Below are 20,472 nucleotides of genomic sequence, written 5' to 3' on the forward strand. Positions count from 1 at the left end.
AGCGGGTGATTTACGCAGGCTGTTATGGCAGTTTCACGTACCGCCAAGTCTTCAGCCCAAGTGACTGAGCTATCCTCTTCGCATCTTCCTTTGAGCCTAGCTGCGGCACCTTGTGCAGGTCCAACTCCGTTACAAGTTCAAACCCCTCTCGGTTACCGGCAGGATCGAACACATACCAGCGCACGATATTTTCTGTGGTTGCCAAGACATAGCTCATAGTTTCTCCTCTCGAATCTGAGCTTACCATGGTGAGTGGGTTATATACGCTGCCGCTAGTCAAGAAAAAACCCGCCGGAGCGGGTTAGGTACTAAGAAGCGATGACTTATTCCTAAGTCGGGTGCTCCATGCTGGGCTGGCGCTAAACCGTAATACGGTAGCAGATTCAGCCAATGCAGTTGTTGCTTGTCCGAGACTATTCGGATCGGCATCAATGTCATCTATCACAACTAGTCGTTGACTATCTTCATAGCCAGCTAGGCGGAGATCAGAGCAGCGTCCAGCTGTACTGTAGACAGTGGACCAGTCAAATGAGTTGTCTTTCTTTTTGCTGACATATTGCATTAGCAAAGGCTTTCCTTCTTCCAAGGTCAGAAGAAAGGGAATCTCGATAGAATGGCCGCTTGCGCCATAGACTCTGGTCCGCTTCTGTATGTGTTCGCGGCCAAGATTGGCTTCCAGCAAGTTGCCCAGCGTATTTTCAAAACGCTCTCGGAGGGATCTGCCTGCATTCGCAATCGCGTGCGAAAGAACAAGTTGGCCGCTTAAGTGCCTCGTAGCGTATTGATCGAGGCACTTCTGACTGACTGGCTCAATGACTAGCTCACCGGCGGCATTGAGAGTTACGCCTGAAGGTAGCGATTTTGCAAGCGTGTCTATCCGACGTGCATCCAATCGCGCGCCATGCGTCGAAGCATGGAAAAAAACTGAAGCCCCATCTGTAAGACGCCAGTACCCATCCGAAATGGGCTGAGCGATGACGCGAGCAAGCTCACCATCATCGGCCAGCTCCAGATCAGACCAGAGCCAGAGCACACCATTCGGGCGTCGCTCAATTTCAAAGGTATTAGGCATAGTTTCAGTCAAACAGGTTCTGCTGGATTTCTTCTGAAGGCCATGAAAATTCATGATTCATGGTCATATTAGCGCACGTGGCAAAGTATGCGAACACACTTTTCTCATCGGGGTTTACGTTTACTGGTTCAGCATAGTGGTGGCTGTGAATGTTATGCCACTGGTGATGATGTACTGGGTATCCCACTAAACGCACGCCTGCGTACGGCCGCCCAATGTCGACAGGATTTCGATGTCGTGTTTCTTCCATATCTACGCCCAAAATTCGATGCGAATGCCAGAGCATGGAGCATGAGAACTTTGGTCTTGTCGCACCAGGTATCGGGGCCTGCCAGCTTAGGCGGACGAAAAGATCCGCAGGTGTCTCCCCTGAGATCGTCAATGCTGAAGTAAATTCCCACCAACTGGGTATGTGGCCAGACGGTTTTTTTGCCCATTGCATCTTGTAGCTGACCATAGCCTTGGGCGTAGCCAAGAGCTTAGCAACTTCATCTTCAGTAGGTTGATTCAAAACTTAATCTGCCGTTTTCATTTTCGGATTAGGACAAGCCTAGATATGTCCATTTTGACATTGGCATTGTATGCCCCGTCATGACACAGTGAACAGCCCTTCATACGAAATAGGTATCAGGTGACAGGCCCACTCCGACGTTAGAGAGGAGTCATGTAGCCTGGCGGTCGGCTCCGACCTTGCCGGCAGGTCAAGTCATCGTCGAAGTATGGTCGGTGCGGCAACCTGTCTTGCGTCGGTCTCCTGCGCCCTCTCTGCCATGGCAATCAGCCTGCCAATTTCAGGCGCAGAGTAGTGCGTGGTGACGCTCTTCGATGTGTGACCAAGCAATGACTGCCGGTCTTCAAATGGCACACCAGCAACGCGGAGTCGGTGGCCGAATGTGTGTTTCAGGTCATGTACCCGTAGCTCGGCAAATCCGGCATTAGCTGGCCGCCCATGTTCTTCTTGATATTGCTCAGCGGCTCGGTTCCTTGCCTTTCTCCAGGCATGGCCATTCATTCGGTCAAGACAGTTCTTTATGCCTGCCGGATGGCCCTTGCCGCTGTAGGCAAACACATAGACTTGGTCTTGACCTCGCTGGGTATCCACCACGTGACGAGCAACCGCATTCAGAACGACAAGTCTGTCCTTCCCATTCTTCACTCCTGAGCTTGGCGTCCTGCCTCCAAACTTTGCCGGTATCAGAAACACGCTGGTGTTCAGTTCTGGAATCGGCACTTCCCATTCCCACCGAAGATTGCAGACTTCCTTTTCCCGGGTGCCGGTGTTGACCTTGAATAGCGCCATGATTGCTAGATGGTAGGGCAGTGCCTTCAGCAACAAGCGTTGTTCTTCCCATGACATGGGGTAGGGTGGTCTCCGCTCATTTTCTTCTTTCAGTTTCGAGATGGCCGGGCATTTGTCGAGCCAGGTCAATCCCAGCTCGTCGCGCCACTTGAAGGCTGCCTTCCGGAGGATGCGCCCAACAAGCTCCAGAGCCATGTTGATTGTCCTCGCCGATACACCATTGGCGGCCTGCACGTTCTTGCCGCGCTTCTTTCTCTCAGCAATGAATTTCTGAAGCGTGTGGTCGTGGATCTGCTCAAGTGGCAGATGGCCAATGTAGGGCTCTAGTGCTTCCAGGTGCATAGCTGCATCTTGGATGCTGGGCATGGCCTGGTTTTCAGCTAGGTATTTGGCGGCGGCTTCTTTCCAGTGGTGCTTCGGGCGAAGGCCAAAGTCTTTACCTTGGTCGATAGCAGCCAGGTGCTGTATCAGCACGCGCTCTGCTTCGCCTCTATCTGTTTGATGGGTGGACTTGCGAATTGGGATGCCGCGATAGATCTTGTTGATGTGCCAGATATCGCCGCGCTTCACCAAGCCGCGCTCCCTTGCGGTGTTTTTGGGCGGGGCAGTGTGGCCGGGTGCTGTTTTGGTTGGCTTCTTCGTAGACTGTGCGGCCTTGAACCCATCACACCATGCGTCGATGTCATGCCGGTCATAACGTGTTGCAGGCACGGTATCGGCAGCTGGGGAGGGAATGGAAATCAAGGGGATGTTGGGCTGAACAAGCCTAGAAAACTGCTCAAGGTCCATTCCGCAGTAAGCTGCAGCTTCTTCTGCGGACATGAAGCGAATGGGCATAACCCCCTCCTATCATCACACTATAGGAACGGTGTTGGACTATATCGGCTGGTGTTTGTTTCTACTTAGGTGGTAGCTGCCGATGTTATCAAAGCCCACCCGCTTGACGGCAAGTAAGCGCGAGGCCTGTTCAGGTCTCAACACGGGGTGCGACTACTACAATCGCTTATCCACTAGGATCTTCTTTGTCACGATGCTATAGATGATCAGCCGTGTCGATTTTTCCATTATTACGCAGCTAGTGAAGTGGGTCATGTCTATCGGAGAGGTGATAGTAGGTTCATCTCGGTACGAGTATGTTCCTGTGTATGGGTATGCCAACTTTCCAATGAACAGATACGCCAGTGTTTTTGAATCTCTTGCTTCTTCCACAGGGATTGGCACGTCAAAGCTTGATGTAAAACCCTCGGCATCTTTCATCAGCACACACATTTCACTTGATACGCTTCGTGTGATCCGCTTCTTCACACCGAAAGCATTTTGTCCGATGTATGAACCAACATTTTTCGATCCTTCAAAAAGAACATGGCCGCGCCCAGTAGTTGCACCCTCGTCTCGCTCAACATCTATCCGCCCAATGTTGAATGTGATATGCATGGTTTTTGACTCTGCGTCATATGTTGTGGCGTCATAGTCAAGAAAGTCACCTATGGAGATGTTGGACGCTGTGGTCAGCGTACCGTAGAGCTTTATCGGGTTGGCCTCTAACCTAGCTGCAAACTCTGCAGCTGTCTCAAACTCGCTTTTAACCGGAAGTTTGGTTCTGCGTAAGGTTTGATACAGCTTGAAATAGTCCATCCATGGCGCACCCTTAATAGTCGTCGCGCCCTCCGCGACATCGTACGGCGCATCTAGATATGGGAAAGTTGTTTTCGCCTTTGCGGCGGATGCGACATTCCCACACAGCAACGCAGCTATGCTCAATCCAATAATCCATCCACGCATCACGCTTCCCTTTCTGTTGACATTGGCATTTTATTCCGCGTTGCGATGCGATGGATACCCCCTGTGCAGAAAAGGTACTAGGAATTTGGGTCGATTCAGTATTAGATATTCATGCAGGAGGAGGAGCCTGTAGGCGATGAGTATTTTAGTAGTCGTCGAAGCGCCCACTTTAGGCCCCAGCCATCCTTTTGGTTACTGCTTTGTGCCGTATATCCTGGCGATTGATCCGCCCGGCTGCATCTGCCGCAGGATTGCGCTGTTGGCAATGTTCAGCATGGCATCGGACATCTGCTGAGTGATGCTGCTAAGCTGGCCAGCATCGCCGGTCTGCGTTGTCGTGCCATCTTGTTGGATGTAGAAGGTTTGCTGGATCTGCACCGAACCACCGCCGCTTCCGCCAGATGCCTTGACGCCTAACTTGCCGTCACTGCCCCTGGTCAGCGGCATCACAGCTTCCGGCCCGGCTTCACCTAGCACCCCAAGCCCACCGGCATGGGAGAACATCGTCGGGCTGTTGAACACGTCGCCATTGGCGTAGAACTGCACACCTCCAGCAAACGCACCGCCATTGGCCAGCTTGAAATCCGTAGAGGATGTGCCAAACCCCTGGAAGCTGTATCCGGTGGATGATGCCGACACGCCGCCGGCCGTAGAGGCACTTCCGCCGCCAGTAAAGAAGCTGGTTGCCGAACCGAGCAATCCGGCTGCCATCTTGGCAACCATGATTCTTTCGCATTCAACCAAAATGGCTGAGGCAAACGACTTCCACCCCAGCTTGCCGGTGTTGAAGAAGTTGAGCAGTGTGGACTGCATGCTGCTCGTCATCGTGTTGAACACGCTGGCCGCTGCCGTGGCGTTGTTGTGTGCGGAGTCTTGGTAGGCAGCAAATGCGTTTTTCCACCCCGTGGACCACTGCTGAGATAGGGCAATTTCTTGCTCTAGTACCGGGATCATTCGGTTCTGCCTGGCGTCTGCAGCAGCATTGATGGCAGCCACCTGTTGAGGATATTGCTTGGTTAGCTCCTCCTCGTTCTGCAGGCCTGTCTTTTCCATCATCTGAGCAATCGCACTGCGGCGATCCTCTTCGATGGCAAGGGCCGCTGCATACAGCTTGCGCTGGGTAGCAGACTGGCCAATCAATTCGGCTTCCTGCTGGTACTTGTCCAGCGTCTTAGCGTCGGAAATGCCCCACTTGGTCGTGGTCTCGGAGGAGAACTTGTTTGCCGTCATCTCCAGCGTTTTCTGGCGACGCAGGCGCTGCTCTTCTTCCTGAACCACTTGCGCCTTGCGCCAGGCTTCAATCTCAGTATCAATCTGACTGTCTGAGACCTTGCCCGGCCGGGACTGCAGGTTCATCTTCCGCATTTCCAGCAGGCGGTTTATTTCCTTCTGCGCAGCCGTCACCTTCTCGGCCGACTTTTCGTCGCCAAGGTTCAGTAGGGCGATCTGCTGCTTGGCTTCCAGAATGGCAGCGTTTGCCCTGGCGATTTCCTGATCTTCCTGCTTTAGGGCATGGTCGATCTTGGGGGCGGCAACCTTTTTGTCTTTGTACTTGTCGTTGATCGCCTGAATGGCATCGTCACGCTGCTTTTGCGTTACCGTTTCGCCAGCCATGATCATCTTGTCAAAGTCTTGCATGACCTTGTTGATCTCTTGCTGGCGACGCTGTGCTGGAGTAGCAAACTTATCCAGAAATGCTTGGTATCTGGCGCGGGCGGCTATGCCTTCTTGGTTGACTTGGGCAACAGTGGATTTGCGCTGCGCCTCTTCATTGTCGCGCTCCATTTTTTTATGCAGCTCAACGTTTTCAGCTTGCAGCGCGGCAATTTCATCCTTATGCAGTAACGTACCAGCTATGCCGCCACGGCCTGGCAATGAAAGCTGGGCTATTTGGGCCATATTGGCTGCTATTTTCTCAGCATTCCCACTTTCGCGGCCCCATCCTTTCATGGCATCCCACGCGTCATGCACGGCCATGGCAACGCCTTTCCATGCTAACTGTATAGTGCCAAGCGTTGGTTCGCTCACAGTTTTCATGTGGTCATCTAATGCACGCGCCAAGGCTGTTTGTGCCTCTTGCTCCCGGCCAGTCTGCTGTAGTGCTGCGATATGCTCGTACTGGGCCAGTGTCAGGAAGTGCATCTCCTTATTAAGCTCTATCGCACCCTTAGCCGGATCTTCTAATGCCTTGGCAAACCTTTTTGCAGCATCAGATGCTTCAGTACCGGTGACTGATGCATAGCGCTCTGCAGCATCCGTTATTAGCCCAATCTGCGGAGCACCAACTTGGCCAGTATGAATCAGTTGATCCAATATCTCGCGTACAGATCCGGTACTCACATAATTTGCCTGCGATATTTTACGAGCCATTACCTCAAAGCTGTCCGCAGTAAGTCCGGCGTAATTGCTGGTCAGTGACAGGGCATTGTTAAAAGCTTTTGTTTCTTGAGTGCCTTCATAGAAGGCAACTGCAACGGCAACTGCTGATGCCACACCTGCGGTTCCAACCATCCCCAAAGGGGTAGCCAATGTACGCAAAGCATCATGAAGGCCGCCAACACGCTCCATCAGCACCATGAAACTGCCAGGCATGCGCGAGAAGTTCCCGCTCACAGCTTCATGAGCCAGCACAATCAGCTCACGAGTAGAGCCAGCAGTAAACAGGCTGAAATCGCCCATTGCTTTGGTTGAGCGGCGCAGGCCAGCCTCTTCCATTGCTTGCGCTTCCAAGCCTTCCTTGCGGGTGTCAATCAGCGTGGCCAGGGCTGCAGCTTGTTTCTGCTGTGCCTCAGTCCCGCCCATCATGGCAACGCGATATGAAGCCTGGGCGCTGGATGACTTACCCAGCATGTCAAACTGCGCTTGAAGCTGTTTCAGGTAGCGCTCTGCAGCAGCAGAAGTACTGTCAGTGGCATTCTTTGTCTGGTCAACAGCCGGGACAAAGTCGGATGCCATTTTCCGGCCGGACTGCCCGGCCTTCCCGGCCGCCTGTTCTGTTCGCTCAGCGGCCTTGGTGACATCATCAAGCGCCTTGGTTGCACGTTCAAGTTCGGTCGTATCAACGGAAAAACCAAGCTCCGGACTGTCAGCCATGGCGCGCCCCCGCTCTCAGAAATGCCCCATCCAGGGCAAGGATAAGATCAAGCTCCTGCTTGGTTGGCTCCTCTCGCGTCTCCCGCCGCCAGGCGGAAATCTCAGTCCAGGTGATTGGGGAGGGACCGAACTTCGTATAGCCGCGAGTCTGTGATAGTTGAGCAAACCAGATCCACACATGGTGCAGCAGGGCAGGGAAGTCGCATGGTGGGACAAGATCAGAGGGCTTTGCTTCCTGGGTGCCGCCCAATTGCTTCCACGCGGTCTGCAACATATCCCGCATCCTCACACCATTCTTATTGACGCTCTCCATGAGGAAGTGGTGCTCAGCCCACGCAATAAGCTGGCTGGCCTGCTGGCGGAAGAATTGGTCCACCCCCTCCAGCTTGTGAAGTACTTGAGTCCTGACCCAAGGCTGGCAGCGCATCAGGTTCAGTACGCCTTCGGGAGTAAAGGGTACTTCTGCGCCAGCCCCGGCCGTATCCCAGCCAACAATCATGCCTGCAACCATCTGGGCTTCATGCTCGCTGCGCTCCTCGATGGACAGTAGTTCCCTCGGGGATGCCGTGGTTCCAGCATCTGCCGCACGACCTAGCATGAAGTTGCGTCGGCGTTGTTCCAGATAGACCCGGTGGGAAGTGTTGGCGATGTCGGCATACAGGATGACGCCAAGGGATGTGTTGATGACAGGGTGGCGGACTTCGATAGAAATTGGTGCTTGTGGTTCGGTCATCATTCATTTACCTCGCTGCTGGCCTGGTCTGCAGGTTCCTGGCCATACCAGACCTGCCAATTCTTGTTGGCTTCCATCACCTGAGAAATGAGCCAGCGGTTTTTGCTCAGGAGGGTGCGGCAAGCCTCTTCGCTGTATGCCAGCGGCTGGCCGTTCTCAGTCAGGCCATGCCACCCAGTAACCAGTACGGCAGCTTCACGCAAGGCCATGTCTGCTTTCTCGGCAGAGGAGAAGTCCAGAGCCACTCCATCCATTACTGCCCGTCTAACGCGCTCGCTGACCTGGTCCCGGACATCGAGCAGGAATTGGTGCTTCTTGGTCGCGTCAGGCCCAAGGATGTCCAGATCCCAGCCCATCGGCTTGAGTGTCTGGGGATGGATGACCGGGAATCGCTGGGGGTTATCGGATTTCTCGGTGAAGTTCAGGCTGCTTAGTTCCATAGCGTTTCTTTCAAAGTGATTGTGTGGGTTACTGCTGGCGGTCAGCGCCAACTAGAACGGCGACTGCTTCTACTGGCCAGGCGATGCGCTTGCCGATTCTTACGGGCTGAATCGCCCCCTTGCCGGTGGAGGACCACTCCCACAGGGTCTGCGGATGCATGCCAAGAGCTTGAGCGGCCTCTCTGGTTGTCAGAACGCACTTTCCATCGCGGCGCGCGATATCGATTGGGGTCATTTCTATCTCCAGAAATAGAAAAACCCGCACTAGGCGGGTTTGTATGTGATGGACAAAAAAACCGCCTAGTGGCGGTTGTTATCTGTTGGCAATGAGCTGAATGACTGGCCAATAGCTTATTGCCCAGAGCGGGCATCATCGGTGCTTTTTACTGGCCCTGCCACGCCTGGCTCTTACGATGGCGTTTGATGCATAAACTTCCCTTAGCCTCTCCAGCTCCTCAGAGTTTTCAGGGTTGGCAGCATAGTTGAAAACGTCTCCTGCTCGGTATGCCACCTGCCGTGCACCGATATCGTGACGAGGAATTGGCAGGCTCTTGATCATGGTTCTTGGAACCTGAAGCAGGTCGGCAGCTTTTGATGTGGGGATGAAATCAATGTCGTGCAGGGGCATAGGGCCTCCAGAATGACAAAGCCCCGGCAATGGCCAGGGCTGAGACGCGGTGAGTCACCCGTATGGGTGGCAACACAAGCCGTTCGACGGCCAATCTGATTGTGACTGCTCAAACTTCCGGGCGCGACAAGGCTGCCATTTGGCAGCTTTACTTACTCACCGGGAGGTGGAAACAAGTTTTAGGTACTTTTACAGCTTTCTGTTTGAAATTGTACGTTTTCATCACCTAGCTGTCAATAGTCGCCCCTATGCCGTCTAAGCCTATCTACTATTAGTTGTTGCATTCGAGCCACCAGCAACCCTGCACGCACCTCCTCAAAATAGCCATGTAGCTACTCCCCCGTATCTGTGGATACCAGGGTGGATACCAAGCCATTGGATACTGGCTCAAGGAGTTACTGAGTGGCGGCTCGCGAATCGTCGATGCTGCCAGTTGGCACATTGGTCAAGATGGCCATCGAATTTATGCGTCAAGCCTGAGGACTGCGTCAAATGCAGGCAGGGCAAGCGTTTGGGGCTTTTTTTCAACACCTGAGACTTCCTGAAGAAAAATTGAATGTTCGCAGCCTGGTGATGGATAGTCGCCATGGGCGTAAAGAAGCCCGCGCTGGGCGGGCTTGCAGGGTGCGTACCAAGCTGCGTACTGCGTACTGCCTTTGGGCGGATACCAGGTGGATACCACGCCACTGGATACCAGCCTTTGCCGTGGTAACCGGCTTTCTGGTAACTAGCTTTTTTTGGCTTCTAGCCTGCAACCAAGCCTGCAACTTCCTATGCTTTGGGTGCGAACCAGTGCGAACCTGCCAAGGCGCGAACCAGGAAATCTGCTGTTAACCGGCACTGTTAATCAGCGGTTCGGGTGCGTACTGCGTACCGCTTTTTTGTCTGCAGGGCGTTAACTTGGTCGTTAACTTTGTTTGCACCTACGACACCAGCCGTGCCTTTGGTTTTCTAAGTAAATGTGCGGACCAGCAAAGTACGCCAGGATCTGTATTTTTCTGTAGCAGATGGTCATCGTGCTGTTGGGGAAAGTTCTAGTTTTTCTAGTCGCCACTTGTTGCCGAACTGAAGTTTTCTGAAGTAGCCACCGTTATTTTTCGTTATCAGCTAATCCCTAGTTTTCCCTAGTAGTGGACCGGCTTTGTGCCCCGCTCTAACTCGCCAGAAAGCTAACATTTGCTAACAGTTTGCCTGGCCTGTTGGCGGCCACAAATTAGCCGGAAAACCTAACATTTCCAAACATTTTGGGCGGCCTGCACGTCAACAAATGACAACATGGCCATGCCAACATTTGCCAACAATCCAGCCCCCTGCATGTCAAGTTTTGACGTAGGTGGTAGTCCTGCTGTCCGGTCGGCTTGTCAGGTTTTGTCAGGTAGCAGGGCGGCCTGCTGTTCGGTCGCCATCTCAAGTTTTATCAGGTCGCTGCCCGGTGATCCGTGCGCGCCATCTTAGGATTTCTCAGGATGCGACCATAACAATTGATAACAGGCGGACGCTGGCCGCGATGTCAGCAATTGTCAGCATTTCATCGGGCCGGTGAGGTAGTGTTCTGCGCACTTAGAACTGAACTTTTCTGAACCGGCAGGACTGATGGGAAAGCGTGACAGACAATGCGGATTGCTGGCACAGAAATGGCCTTTCCTGCGCACTTGCCGCATCGGATGGGGATTGCATGGGGTTTGTTTTCAAAAACAGTCAGATTGCGGGAAACGGCTGCTGAAGACCGATTGCATGGGGTAATTTCGAAATCAATAGAATTGCGGTGCCCCCCACCTTGACAGACGATTGCATGGGGGAGTTTTCAAAAACAGTTGGATTGCATGGGATTGTTTTCGCAAACAGTCGAATTGCGGTTTTCAGACGCAAAAAAGGCGGGTTGCCCCGCCTCTGAAATGCCGGACCAACTGCCGGCTTTACCTTGAGAACGCTTTCACCATAGCGTCCATTGCCTGGGCGCTGCGTTCACCGGCTCCATCTGCCCAAGTTTTGGCTAATACCTTGTCACGTTCCATCGTGCGGGCGCTGTAGTAGGCCGTGACGGGCTTTTCGATAAAGTTCTGCGCGATGGCGTTCCACACATCGTCACGGTGCCGTACTGCCACCAGTAGCCCAGCAGCAACCATGCCTCGCAAGGTACGGGACACGCTAGGGCGACTTCCGCCGACGCAATCTGCAACCTGGCCGGCGGTGTAAGGCGGTGCACCTCTCTCGCTGTAGTCGTGCTCGTTGTGCTGCTCCAGCATCAGCAGGATGGCCCGCTTCCGTGCGGTATCACGCCCACCAGCCTTTTTAGCTAATGTGTCGCTCTGCAATGGCACGTTAGTTTCCCTCCATCAGCCGGTTGATCATGCGGCCCACTGCTTCCTGCCCAACGGCATCCACTGCCTTGACCAGGGCTGGCAGCAGGCGGCGGGCGTCAGGGTCTCCACTTAGTAACCAGGTTTCCAGGTACTCGACCTGGGGGTAATGGATCTGGCGCAGCATGGCGACAAACTCCACCAGCACCGATGTGGCCCGCTGTTTGCCCTGTAATGGTGTGTCGTCGCTCTTGATGCAACTGGAAGTCACCAGCAGCAGCGCAGGCATGCTCAGGTGCATAGCGCCGTCCGGGTCGCCGGGAATTGGCATGAAGTGGTCTTGCAGGTTCAGCGGCTTGGTCATTTGCGTTTCCTCTCATCGTTGCGGCCAATCAGCAGGGTTTTGACGTGGCGTCGGTAGGTCTCGAACAGCTCCCACTCGGTGGACTCCTTACGGGCTATCTGTCGGCGGGCAAACAGGATGGCTTCGTCAATGCTGCGCTGGTCCCACCCATCCAGCCGGGCTGTGGTCGTGATGGCGCGCATCAGATCCTCGTGGATGGTGGGCAGAGGGTGGCCTGTGCCGGGTGCAATGGCGGTTATCGTGGCGCTTGTCTGCTTTGCTGCTGGTGGGCTGGTCCGGCCCGTTCCCTCCAGCCAGACATGCAGGGCATCGCGGTTGCGCTTGATCTGCTCCACCAGGGCGGAAGGAACAACAGACAAGGGGCTGAGATGTACCTTGCCTTGCTGTGCCCAGCAGTTGGCACCGGTCGCGGCAATGGCGTTGTAAAGGGCTTCGGGCGTCATCAGAATTTCACCTCGTCAGTGCCGGTTAGCAGATGGTCTGCAGCCTCATAGGCTGCGCTCCAGTCGTCGATGCTTTGGCTGTCCAGTGCAGTGCCTGGCGGTACTGTCGTGACTGGTGCCGGGCTGCTCAATGCAGGCTCTGAAAAACTCGGTTTGGGCGAGTTGCTGTTGCTGTTCTTGCTGTTTTTGCTGTTTCGTAGGGTGCTGTCAGGGGTAAAAACAGCAGGAACAGCAGAAACAGCAACAGCAGGAGACGATTCCCGGCTTTGGGTAAGGTGGAATTTGTTGCCATCGAAGGACAGCCAGCGGCGGCTGACTAGCTCATTCAGGGCAGCATTGCGGCGGTCTTTGTCTTTCCGAAGACTGGAAGGTGCATACCGGCCAAGCTCCAGCTTGCCAAAGGTCTGCCACTTGCTGGTGTCCCTTTGCAGGAATTTCAGCAGCTCTTGAGCATCCCGCTCTGTAGCAGATAGCTGGTTGGTTTCTGACAAGCGCAGCCATTCAGCCAGGCTGTAGCTCACCAGGCTGCAAGCGCGGGCCATATCCTCACCCGACACCAGCAGATGCTCTGCCGGTTGCTCAAAGTGCCGCCAAACGGCAAACACCGTGGCCACTCTCACCGCCAGTTCACCAGCACGACCCCCGAAAGCTTGCAGGCTGCCGGTCAGGTCGCCATCCAGCGGCGCTTGCCGGGCTTCTGTGGCGTTGTAGAAGGCCAGCCATAGCGCGGTGGCGTCACTGGATAGCGTGGCGCTGGGTAGCTCCAGGCCGCCGTACTGGTCCACGGTTTCTGGCTGCTTGTTCATCTTGGTCAGCACAGCCCAATAGCGGCCAAGGCGCTGATCATGGTCAGCCCGCTGAGTCAGAGTGCTTTCATCCAGGAAGCGCCCACCGGCAAGACTGGGTGGGCTGCTGAGCAGGAAGCGCGGTAGCAGACCTTGATCCCGTAGCAACGGATCTGTCAGCGAGGAAGCAATCACGCTGGGTTGTCCGGACAGGAAGAGGCCAAAGCGGACGTTGTAGCGCACACCGCTGCCAGCCTCTAGCCCGATCCGGTCACGCTCCACGCCCCGACCATCAAACAGCTTGGTGAGGACGCCCAAGGCTCCGGCGCGGGTATCACTCTTGAGGGTGTGGCCCCCGAAGAACTGCGCCGCTTCGTCAGACGACCAGGACAGGGCAGGGCGACTGCCTTGCACAAAGTCCCGGACAATCTTTTCCAGTGTGGCTTCGCTGTAGATGGTGCGCGGGTCGCGTGGCATGTCCTGGCGGATGTCGTCACGCTCTTGCGGTTTGGCTGCGGCAGCTTGCCGTTCAACGGCCTCGGCCTGGGTCTTGTGGCGCTGGCGCTGCTCAATCTCAGCCAGGGTAATCGGACGGGTGGCCAGTGAAAAGGTGGCGCTCTTGCGGTCGCCGCTATTGGCCAGGCTCAGCACAAACAGGCTGCAAGGCATTGCGCCCATCTTGGGGTGGTCGGCATTGGCAATGCGCTGGGCAACGTGTGCCACGGCAGCCAGTACCGCCATGCCTGCCAGCGGCTCAGGGGCCTGCACATGCTCGGCAATCGCCTGGGCGGCCTGTTGCATGGCTCCCGGCAGGCAGTCGGCGGGCCACGGTGTCGGCTCGCTGTCGCGCTCGAATGGCTCCGGCCCGGTGTCGGGCATTTCTACCTCGATCAGTGGCAGGGTGGCCAGCTCGGCAGGCTGGTGGGCGGTCAGCCAGTCCACAACATCGCCCTTGCTGGGCAGTGACAGGGCAGACACATCCACGATGCTGATTGCCGTCACGCCAGCGGCCTGTAGCAGCGGCAGGCAGTCGGCCAGGTACTTTGCCCCGGCGTCGTCATTGTCGTGCCAGATTGTCACGTTACGTCCCGCCAGTGGCGTCCAGTCGGCCACATTGGCACTGTCAGCGGCCCCGCTGGTTACTGCAACATGGCCCAGCCTCAGCAGGGCGTCGGCAGCCTTCTCACCTTCCACCAGATAAACAGCGTCATCTGGCTGCAGGGCAAGGGCATGCAGGCCATACAGTGGTTTTCCACCAGCAGGGGCGGTCGGTTCGCCAATACGGTACTGACTGCCATCGTGGTGCATGGGCCTGATCCACTTCTCGCCATCATCACGCTTACCCCGAATGCGCCAGTAAAGCGGGTTGCCGCTGGTGTCGGTGTAGGTGTGAAGGGCTTCGGCCTTGTAGCCGTCTGCCTTGGCTTGTGCCGACAGGCGGCCTGCTGCCATCCGTGCTTCGTCGCTGGGCTTTATTGTCAGGTCAGCCATGTTGCACCTCCCATGCGCCAAGGGCTTTGGCAGCGTCGATAAAGCTGGCGCCGGTCTGCTGGCGGTGGAAAGCCAGCACATCCCCACCAGCAGCCTGGCAGGCATGGCAGCGATAGGCCCCGGTATGGACGTTGACCGACAGGCTGGCGTGGCTGTCGTCGTGGAAAACGCACTTGGTCATGCGCCATTCCCCACGGCCGCGCAGCTTCATGCCCTGGGCCTCGAAGAAGGATTGCGGATCTGGCAGCAAGTCCCGCTTGAATTGGCCGGGTGCTGTGCCAGACTGGAAAGGAAGTTGATGTATTCCCCTTACTCGGCCCTCTCCTTGGGCCTTTTCTTTTTTCTGGCGCAGGTTTTGGTAAAAGCCATCAATCGCTTCCCCAATGGCCTTTTTCATCTCTGTTGGCGTCATGTTTGTCACCTTTTGGACGTAATTTGCCCAGCCCATGACGGCGCACGGCGGCCATGGTGGGCGTAATCAGTCGGGGTTAGCGGTTGAGGCTGGCCAGTAGCTCCGGCGCTCGCTCGGTGATGCGCTGATAGAGCACGGCCACGGCGTCACTGCCCTGATGTTCCAGGGCGTCGGCCAGGCATCCGGAAAACACGGCGGCGAAGGCTTCCAGCAGGGCGCTGGCGGCTTCTGTGCGGTCTTCGGCACTATCGTAGGCGCTGGGGTGCAGATGCTCATTCAAGAGCAGCAGCAGGCGGAAGGCAGCGGACTGGCCGTCATACTCGGCGGCGTGGATCTGGTTCGGGGTCAGCATGGCACGGCCTCCTTGCGGGTGTTCGGCTGCATGTGAGCACGCAAGGTTTCAGAGCAGGCCCGTAAAGCAGCGTCATCCCCATAAACACCAGTCTTGAACCGGCCATCAGAAAGCATGGCAACGACAAGGCGGGCGGTTACCTCTGCGCCATCAGTTGGTACAGCAATGCTTTCATCAGAAACGATGGCAGCCGGGTCGCTTGCTAGAAAGCCGTCCATCAACTCGGACAGCTTTTCATCTTTCATCAGGCCAGCGCGGCCGTTGGCATACAGGGAAACTGTCAGGCGGGAAACTTCGGTCATGCTTCACCCCCAGTCACTACGGTGGACAGCAGGGAAACTTCGTCTGCCAGGTTGTCGGCAATCCACATGATGGTGTCTTGCACGTCGTGGGACATGGCCCGGAAAACGTCGCCTTCATGGCCGGTGGTCATCTTGAGCAGGGCGCGCAGTTGGGCGGCTTTCTGCGTCAGCAGGTCCACAGCGTCGGCATGATGAATGAAGGATGTTTTGCCGCTGGTTTCAGTGACTTCCAGCCCTTTGATACTTGCTTGACGGGTAGCCATTAGCGCACCTCCGCAACAGTGAAGCCAACAGCAGCAGGAGCAATGCGGACAGCGTGGCCAGTGCGGGCCAGGTGCAGGCGGGCAAGGGCTTGGGCCTCTGCCAGATTGGCAGCGGTGCCGATGTTGTGAGCAATGGGGAACAGGCGCGACAAGGCGCGGGAAAGCTTAGGCATGGTGGCCTCCTCTATGAGCGTAAAGCTCGCCTCCCGTCGCCAAACGGGGGTGGCAAGCACGTGGCAGGGTTGGCGAACCGGCATAGAGGTACCGGCATACCCGAAGGTATCCCCACCACGGCTCGCCATAGAAATGGGCGCACCAATGGTGTTGCGGACGGACGTAAAAATAGCCGCTAGGCGGCTGTCCGCCTCTATGTTCGGGTCGCCAAACCCGGTGCTGCTATTGAACAGCACAGACGCATTATCACGCTGCTGCTCGGCACTGGCAAGCAATTCGACATGCCGGTATTGATTCAGGGCAAGTTGATGGGTATCACAGATGGACGGTGCGAAGAACGGCCGTAATACTGGCAGCGTTCTTACACCTCCATTGATGTTGTTGATATCGCTCACCTTCTCCCAGGTGGGCGATTTTTCTTTCATGGGCATCATGCAGTGATCCTCCCAAGAGCAAAGCCGGTTAGCAGGATGGCGGCGTCAACAAGATACGGTGCCAGGCTGGTGTAGATCCGATAAAGGCGGTTCATGCTGTCAGCCTCCCTTGAGTCGGCCCGAACAGGCGGGCGAAGTCGTTCACACGGCGCTTTGCTTCGTCGTAGGCCTGCCGGTGGTCTTTGCCTTCTGCCAAGGCATCAGCAATGGCGGCATTCACCAGTTGATAGGCTGTGCTGACTGCATTGCGCTGGGCTGCGTTCAGGCTGTCACGCTGGCCGGCCTCGATGCCCAAGGCCTTGTTGATCATCTTTTCCACGTTGCTGTGGAAGATACCTTCCGGCACAACACTGCCATGATTGGCTGCGTTGATAGCCATCTGGCGGGTGGCATCGTGGGCGAGATGGTAGAAGGGCAGATACTGCCCACCCTTTGCCTCCTGGGCCTTTCTGGCCTCACTGAATGCCTTTACCAGCCGGAATTTCACATCCACGGCACGGGCCGTGTTCCGCGACAGCGTGGCGGCAAAATAGGCCTGATCCTCACTGAGCAAGGCAAAGCGGATAGGGCGGCCACCCTTGGAGCCGACAGGGGGTTTCTCTGTTTGAAACCGGAAAACCCCCAATGCCTCGAAGTGCAGCTTGTGTGCTTCCAGGGTCTGAATCTGGTTGTCGTGCTGGATGCCCAGCAAGGCGGCAATGACGCGGCTATCAATGCGCGGGCCCTCTTTGGCCAGTACCAGCGGCAGGCCATCGGTCTGAATTATCGGCTTGCTCATGCGTAGTACCCTCCTGCGTCCACTATTTGACCATCGCACCAAACTCCAAAGGTCGGATTGGCCCAGCGGGCAAGGCACACGTACAGGGAAGGGTGCAGCCAGATTCCGTCAGACGTGCTGATGTAAAGGTCAGCAGGGCCACGCATGTTGAGATGCCCAGCCATTGCAGTCAGATACTCTTGAGTCTCAGGCAGGGTCAGCCATTTGGCGGTTTTCTTGTCGTGGCCGCCGACATGCTCCGCTAGTTCGTCGCCATGCAGCCAGCCCTTGCGAGGCGCATGATCAGTCTTGCAGGGGAAGGTCAGTACGTTGTTCATGCAACACTCCCTTCGCGAATAAGCACGTATTTGGCGACACCGCTATGACGATGGCCGTTCTGGTCCATCAGCTGGATGCGAATGGTGTCGATCTTGTAGCCAGACAAGCGCAGCTCTTTCACTCTGGCTGCTGGCATCAGGATGTTCATGCGGTCGCGGGCGTCGAAGGTCGTTACCGGACCCTGGCGCAGTGCCGTAAGCAGTCGATAGCGTTGTGCGTCGGCGCTGGTATCAGTAGAATTTGCCTTGGTGATTGCGCTCGTTACTGCTTCGGCGGTGCGGGCGTTTTTGTTTTCCATGTCCGCCCCTTATGCCGCATCAGCCTGATAGTTGACCGGATCGGCAAGGAATTTCCTGATGTCCACCACGTTCCAAGCAGTCACGCGCTCAGATAACTTCAGGGGTTTTGGGAAGGTTCCAGTTTTTACCCTTCGCCAAATGGAAGAGTCAGACAGCGGGATAATCTGGCGCAGGTCAGCAAGCCGGACAAAACCGGTTGCAGGCAGCGCGCCATAGGGGGCGAGGATGCCGGCTTGTGCGTCGGCAATCTTGATGGTTTTGCCAGTATTGGCAGTCGAGTGGTGTCGCATGTTATTTCTTTTTGCGGCTTACAAAAAAGAAATGACATGGCGGACATTCATAATGTCGCCGTTCGTGGATTGCCGTGTCAATACCATATCGGCCTCGGTTGGCAACTTACAATTATGGCGGTATACGAAACTGTGTGATTGCTGCGACATGGCCAGATTTCCTGTCTGTCAGGCGCAAAAAAAGCGCCACGTTTTGAAATGTGACGCTTGTTGCTACGTCACGACTTTTCGTGACGGAAATGTAAAGCCGTGTAGTGGCGGTATCTAGGGAATTACCGTTGGCTTTGAGGGAATTACCTCTTTATCTGCTCTTGTGCTTGCTTGAGATAGCCGCGCAAAGTCTTAACGTCTGGAAGCTGTAGTCCGACGAGTCCACCTCTGTCTTGTGTTTCGGCAAGGTCATCAAGAATTTGCTTGGCTTTGCTTCCAATGTCATCCGTTGAGCCAAGATATCCGGCGGCAAGGGCTGCAATAACTCTTGCCATTCCATCTTGTCTCCTTGGTAGGGGTCTCTCAGCAGGGAGGTCTTCTTCTTTCTTGGCGGAGCGGTTGCCAGCTTTAATTTCTTCAAGTTCGGAATGAGTTATTAATGGCTCTGAAAACAATAGCCCATCATTTTCATCTATTTCGAAGTAATTGAAAGTATTTTTATTTACTCTTTCCGATATTCTTATTGGCCAGCCATATTTCCCCGTCAGCTCAAGTTCTCTTATGGTTGTCGCTGTCAGGGGGACCAACCCTTCTAGTAGTGCGCCATACTTACCATGTTCATCGGCCCAGGGTAGTGATGAGCATTTTTTCCATTTATTTATGCGCTCATTCCAATCCAAATCATCAATGCGTATGGACTTTAGTGTTCTGTTTTCTGGATTGTAAGTGGCTTCGAAGAAATTTTCTACAATATGGCCAATGTATATGCATATTCTAATTTTTCTTTCGGCACCTAGGTGCAATATATCGTCAATAGTACATCCTAAAATATCTGCGCACTGGCTAAGCTTGTAATATTCCCGTGCAGGTAGTTCTATCTTGTTAGTTGGCTTCATATTCATCACTCTCCTCCGGCAAGGGTTTCCGCCTTTCGCCCCGTCGGGCTAGGTGTCGGCAAAGCTGGTGTCAGGCTGTCTTGAATAGCGGTGTCACTTTTGCGCCGGCCTTCAAGCCGTCCAGGTAGTCCGCCCAGGACTGCATCATCTTGGTTCGTTCCGGCAGGTACTCGGCATAGTTGTAGGTTGCCCGGATGCTATTGCGCTCGGCATGGGCCATCTGGCGCTCGATGGCGTCCCGGTTCCACCCCTGCTCATTCAGCAGGGTGGATGCCATGTGCCGGAAGCCGTGGCCGGTCATGTCTTCTTTGCTGTAACCAAGGCGGCGCAGGGCGGCGTTGACGGTGTTGTCACTCATTGGCCGGCCATTGGTCCGTGCGCCAGGGAAAACATACTGGCGGCTGCCGGTCAGGGCCTGCAGCTCGGTCAGGATGGCGACAGCCTGCTGTGACAGCGGGACGAAATGCTTTTCCCGCATCTTCATGCGCTCGGCCGGTATCGTCCAAAGCTGGTGTTCCAGGTCAAACTCCGACCATTCAGCCTTGCGAAGCTCGCCTGGGCGTACAAACACCAGCGGTGCCAGCTTCAAGGCGCATTGAGTGATGAAGCTACCCTTGTAGCCATCGATGGCGCGCAGCAGCTCGGCAATCTTGCTGGGGTCTGTAATGGTGGGGAACGATGTTTTTACCGCGGGGGCGATTGCCCCCACCAGGTCGGCAGCCGGGTTGCGCTCGGCTCGTCCGGTGGCCACGGCATAGCGGAAAACCTGGCCACAGTTCTGCATGGCGCGGTGGGCGGTCTCGATGGCGTCGCGCTTCTCGATGCGCTGCAGGCTGGCCAGTAGTTCCGGAGCGGTGATTTCAGCAATAGGGCGATTGCCCAGCCAAGGGAATATGTCGCGCTCCAGGCGGCGAATGATGCGGGTGGCGTGGCCCTCGCTCCATGTCGGCAGGTACTTGGCAAACCACTCGCGGGCAACGGCCTCGAAGCTGTTTTCAGCACTCAGCTTGCTGGTTGCCTTGGTGACTTTGCGCAGTTCGCCCGGGTCGATACCTTCGGCCAGCTGGCGGCGGGCTTCGTCGCGCTTCTCTCTGGCATCGGCAAGGCCAACTTCAGGAAATACCCCCAGGGCTAGACGCTTCTCCTTGCCATTGAAGCGGTACTTCAAGCGCCAGTACTTTGCGCCATTCGGCATGACTTCCAGATACATGCCTTTTTCGTCGCTGAGGCGCAGGGGCTTGCCGTCCTCGCGTGGCTTGGCGTTCTTGCAGGCGGTAGCGGTCAGGGGCATAGGGGGCATCTTTCAGAGGCTTGGGGGCATCGACTTGTGCCCCCGTTGCTTATGCCCCCTTTTATGCCCCCTGGGGTGGGGG

General features: G+C 55.7%; 24 protein-coding genes. All 24 read right to left on the reverse strand.

Annotation, left to right across the window (positions count from 1 at the left end; genetic code table 11):
• Positions 1-22: 22 nt before the first annotated feature.
• On the reverse strand, positions 23-217 hold the full coding sequence (locus DKK66_RS16730; protein WP_131359889.1) for a hypothetical protein: 195 nt from the start codon (positions 215-217) through the stop codon (positions 23-25).
• Between the two features lie 84 nt (positions 218-301).
• On the reverse strand, positions 302-1,126 hold the full coding sequence (locus DKK66_RS16735) for a hypothetical protein (protein WP_131359891.1): 825 nt from the start codon (positions 1,124-1,126) through the stop codon (positions 302-304).
• Positions 1,127-1,778: 652 nt separating this feature from the next.
• On the reverse strand, positions 1,779-3,209 hold the full coding sequence (locus tag DKK66_RS16740) for a tyrosine-type recombinase/integrase (RefSeq protein WP_207389801.1): 1,431 nt from the start codon (positions 3,207-3,209) through the stop codon (positions 1,779-1,781).
• Positions 3,210-3,365: 156 nt separating this feature from the next.
• On the reverse strand, positions 3,366-4,154 hold the full coding sequence (locus tag DKK66_RS16745; protein WP_131359893.1) for a hypothetical protein: 789 nt from the start codon (positions 4,152-4,154) through the stop codon (positions 3,366-3,368).
• A 192-nt stretch (positions 4,155-4,346) separates the two neighbouring features.
• A complete protein-coding gene (locus tag DKK66_RS16750; protein WP_131359895.1) occupies positions 4,347-7,247 on the reverse strand; it encodes a phage tail tape measure protein in 2,901 nt (966 codons plus the stop codon).
• Positions 7,240-7,983, reverse strand: a complete 744-nt coding sequence (locus tag DKK66_RS16755; RefSeq protein ID WP_131359897.1) for a hypothetical protein — start codon at positions 7,981-7,983, stop codon at positions 7,240-7,242. Before DKK66_RS16755 ends, DKK66_RS16750 begins: the two co-directional genes overlap by 8 nt.
• Positions 7,980-8,420 (reverse strand): hypothetical protein, encoded by a 441-nt coding sequence (locus DKK66_RS16760; protein WP_131359899.1) that lies wholly within the window; start codon positions 8,418-8,420, stop codon positions 7,980-7,982. The genes DKK66_RS16755 and DKK66_RS16760 overlap by 4 nt, the downstream gene beginning before the upstream one ends.
• Positions 8,421-8,448: 28 nt before the next feature.
• The gene (locus DKK66_RS16765; protein WP_131359901.1) at positions 8,449-8,655 is read right to left on the reverse strand and encodes a helix-turn-helix domain-containing protein; all 207 of its coding nucleotides are present in this window, start codon (positions 8,653-8,655) and stop codon (positions 8,449-8,451) included.
• A gap of 135 nt (positions 8,656-8,790) precedes the next feature.
• Positions 8,791-9,048: a hypothetical protein gene (locus DKK66_RS16770; protein ID WP_131359903.1), complete on the reverse strand. Its 258-nt coding sequence runs from the start codon at positions 9,046-9,048 to the stop codon at positions 8,791-8,793.
• Between the two features lie 1,916 nt (positions 9,049-10,964).
• Positions 10,965-11,369 (reverse strand): helix-turn-helix domain-containing protein, encoded by a 405-nt coding sequence (locus DKK66_RS16775; protein WP_131359905.1) that lies wholly within the window; start codon positions 11,367-11,369, stop codon positions 10,965-10,967.
• 1 nt (position 11,370) lies between these two features.
• Positions 11,371-11,712, reverse strand: a complete 342-nt coding sequence (locus DKK66_RS16780; protein ID WP_131359907.1) for a hypothetical protein — start codon at positions 11,710-11,712, stop codon at positions 11,371-11,373.
• Complete coding sequence (locus DKK66_RS16785; RefSeq protein ID WP_131359908.1) at positions 11,709-12,155, reverse strand: hypothetical protein; 447 nt, start codon at positions 12,153-12,155, stop codon at positions 11,709-11,711. The genes DKK66_RS16780 and DKK66_RS16785 overlap by 4 nt, the downstream gene beginning before the upstream one ends.
• On the reverse strand, positions 12,155-14,431 hold the full coding sequence (locus tag DKK66_RS16790; RefSeq protein ID WP_165494208.1) for a DUF3987 domain-containing protein: 2,277 nt from the start codon (positions 14,429-14,431) through the stop codon (positions 12,155-12,157). Before DKK66_RS16790 ends, DKK66_RS16785 begins: the two co-directional genes overlap by 1 nt.
• Positions 14,424-14,879, reverse strand: coding sequence for a CHC2 zinc finger domain-containing protein (locus DKK66_RS16795; RefSeq protein WP_131359912.1), 456 nt, complete (start codon positions 14,877-14,879; stop codon positions 14,424-14,426). Before DKK66_RS16795 ends, DKK66_RS16790 begins: the two co-directional genes overlap by 8 nt.
• Before the next feature lie 40 nt (positions 14,880-14,919).
• The gene (locus tag DKK66_RS16800) at positions 14,920-15,195 is read right to left on the reverse strand and encodes a hypothetical protein (protein WP_131359914.1); all 276 of its coding nucleotides are present in this window, start codon (positions 15,193-15,195) and stop codon (positions 14,920-14,922) included.
• Positions 15,189-15,497 carry a hypothetical protein gene (locus tag DKK66_RS16805; RefSeq protein WP_131359916.1) on the reverse strand — a complete coding sequence of 103 codons (309 nt, stop codon included), beginning with the start codon at positions 15,495-15,497 and terminating at the stop codon, positions 15,189-15,191. The genes DKK66_RS16800 and DKK66_RS16805 overlap by 7 nt, the downstream gene beginning before the upstream one ends.
• Complete coding sequence (locus DKK66_RS16810; protein WP_131359918.1) at positions 15,494-15,760, reverse strand: hypothetical protein; 267 nt, start codon at positions 15,758-15,760, stop codon at positions 15,494-15,496. Before DKK66_RS16810 ends, DKK66_RS16805 begins: the two co-directional genes overlap by 4 nt.
• Complete coding sequence (locus tag DKK66_RS16815; RefSeq protein WP_131359920.1) at positions 15,760-16,368, reverse strand: hypothetical protein; 609 nt, start codon at positions 16,366-16,368, stop codon at positions 15,760-15,762. The genes DKK66_RS16810 and DKK66_RS16815 overlap by 1 nt, the downstream gene beginning before the upstream one ends.
• Positions 16,369-16,459: 91 nt before the next feature.
• Positions 16,460-17,146, reverse strand: a complete 687-nt coding sequence (locus DKK66_RS16820) for a Rha family transcriptional regulator (RefSeq protein WP_131359922.1) — start codon at positions 17,144-17,146, stop codon at positions 16,460-16,462.
• The gene (locus DKK66_RS16825) at positions 17,143-17,463 is read right to left on the reverse strand and encodes a KilA-N domain-containing protein (RefSeq protein WP_131359924.1); all 321 of its coding nucleotides are present in this window, start codon (positions 17,461-17,463) and stop codon (positions 17,143-17,145) included. Before DKK66_RS16825 ends, DKK66_RS16820 begins: the two co-directional genes overlap by 4 nt.
• Positions 17,460-17,762 (reverse strand): helix-turn-helix domain-containing protein, encoded by a 303-nt coding sequence (locus DKK66_RS16830; RefSeq protein WP_131359926.1) that lies wholly within the window; start codon positions 17,760-17,762, stop codon positions 17,460-17,462. The genes DKK66_RS16825 and DKK66_RS16830 overlap by 4 nt, the downstream gene beginning before the upstream one ends.
• Positions 17,763-17,771: 9 nt before the next feature.
• Entirely contained in the window at positions 17,772-18,053 is a 282-nt protein-coding gene (locus DKK66_RS16835; protein ID WP_131359928.1) for an AlpA family transcriptional regulator, read from the reverse strand.
• Positions 18,054-18,346: 293 nt separating this feature from the next.
• A complete protein-coding gene (locus tag DKK66_RS16840) occupies positions 18,347-19,099 on the reverse strand; it encodes a hypothetical protein (protein WP_131359930.1) in 753 nt (250 codons plus the stop codon).
• Positions 19,100-19,169: 70 nt separating this feature from the next.
• Entirely contained in the window at positions 19,170-20,390 is a 1,221-nt protein-coding gene (locus DKK66_RS16845; RefSeq protein WP_131359932.1) for an integrase arm-type DNA-binding domain-containing protein, read from the reverse strand.
• Positions 20,391-20,472: the final 82 nt, after the last annotated feature.

This window comes from Aquitalea sp. USM4 (genome assembly GCF_004328945.1).
GTDB classification, from domain to species: Bacteria; Pseudomonadota; Gammaproteobacteria; order Burkholderiales; family Chromobacteriaceae; genus Aquitalea; species Aquitalea pelogenes.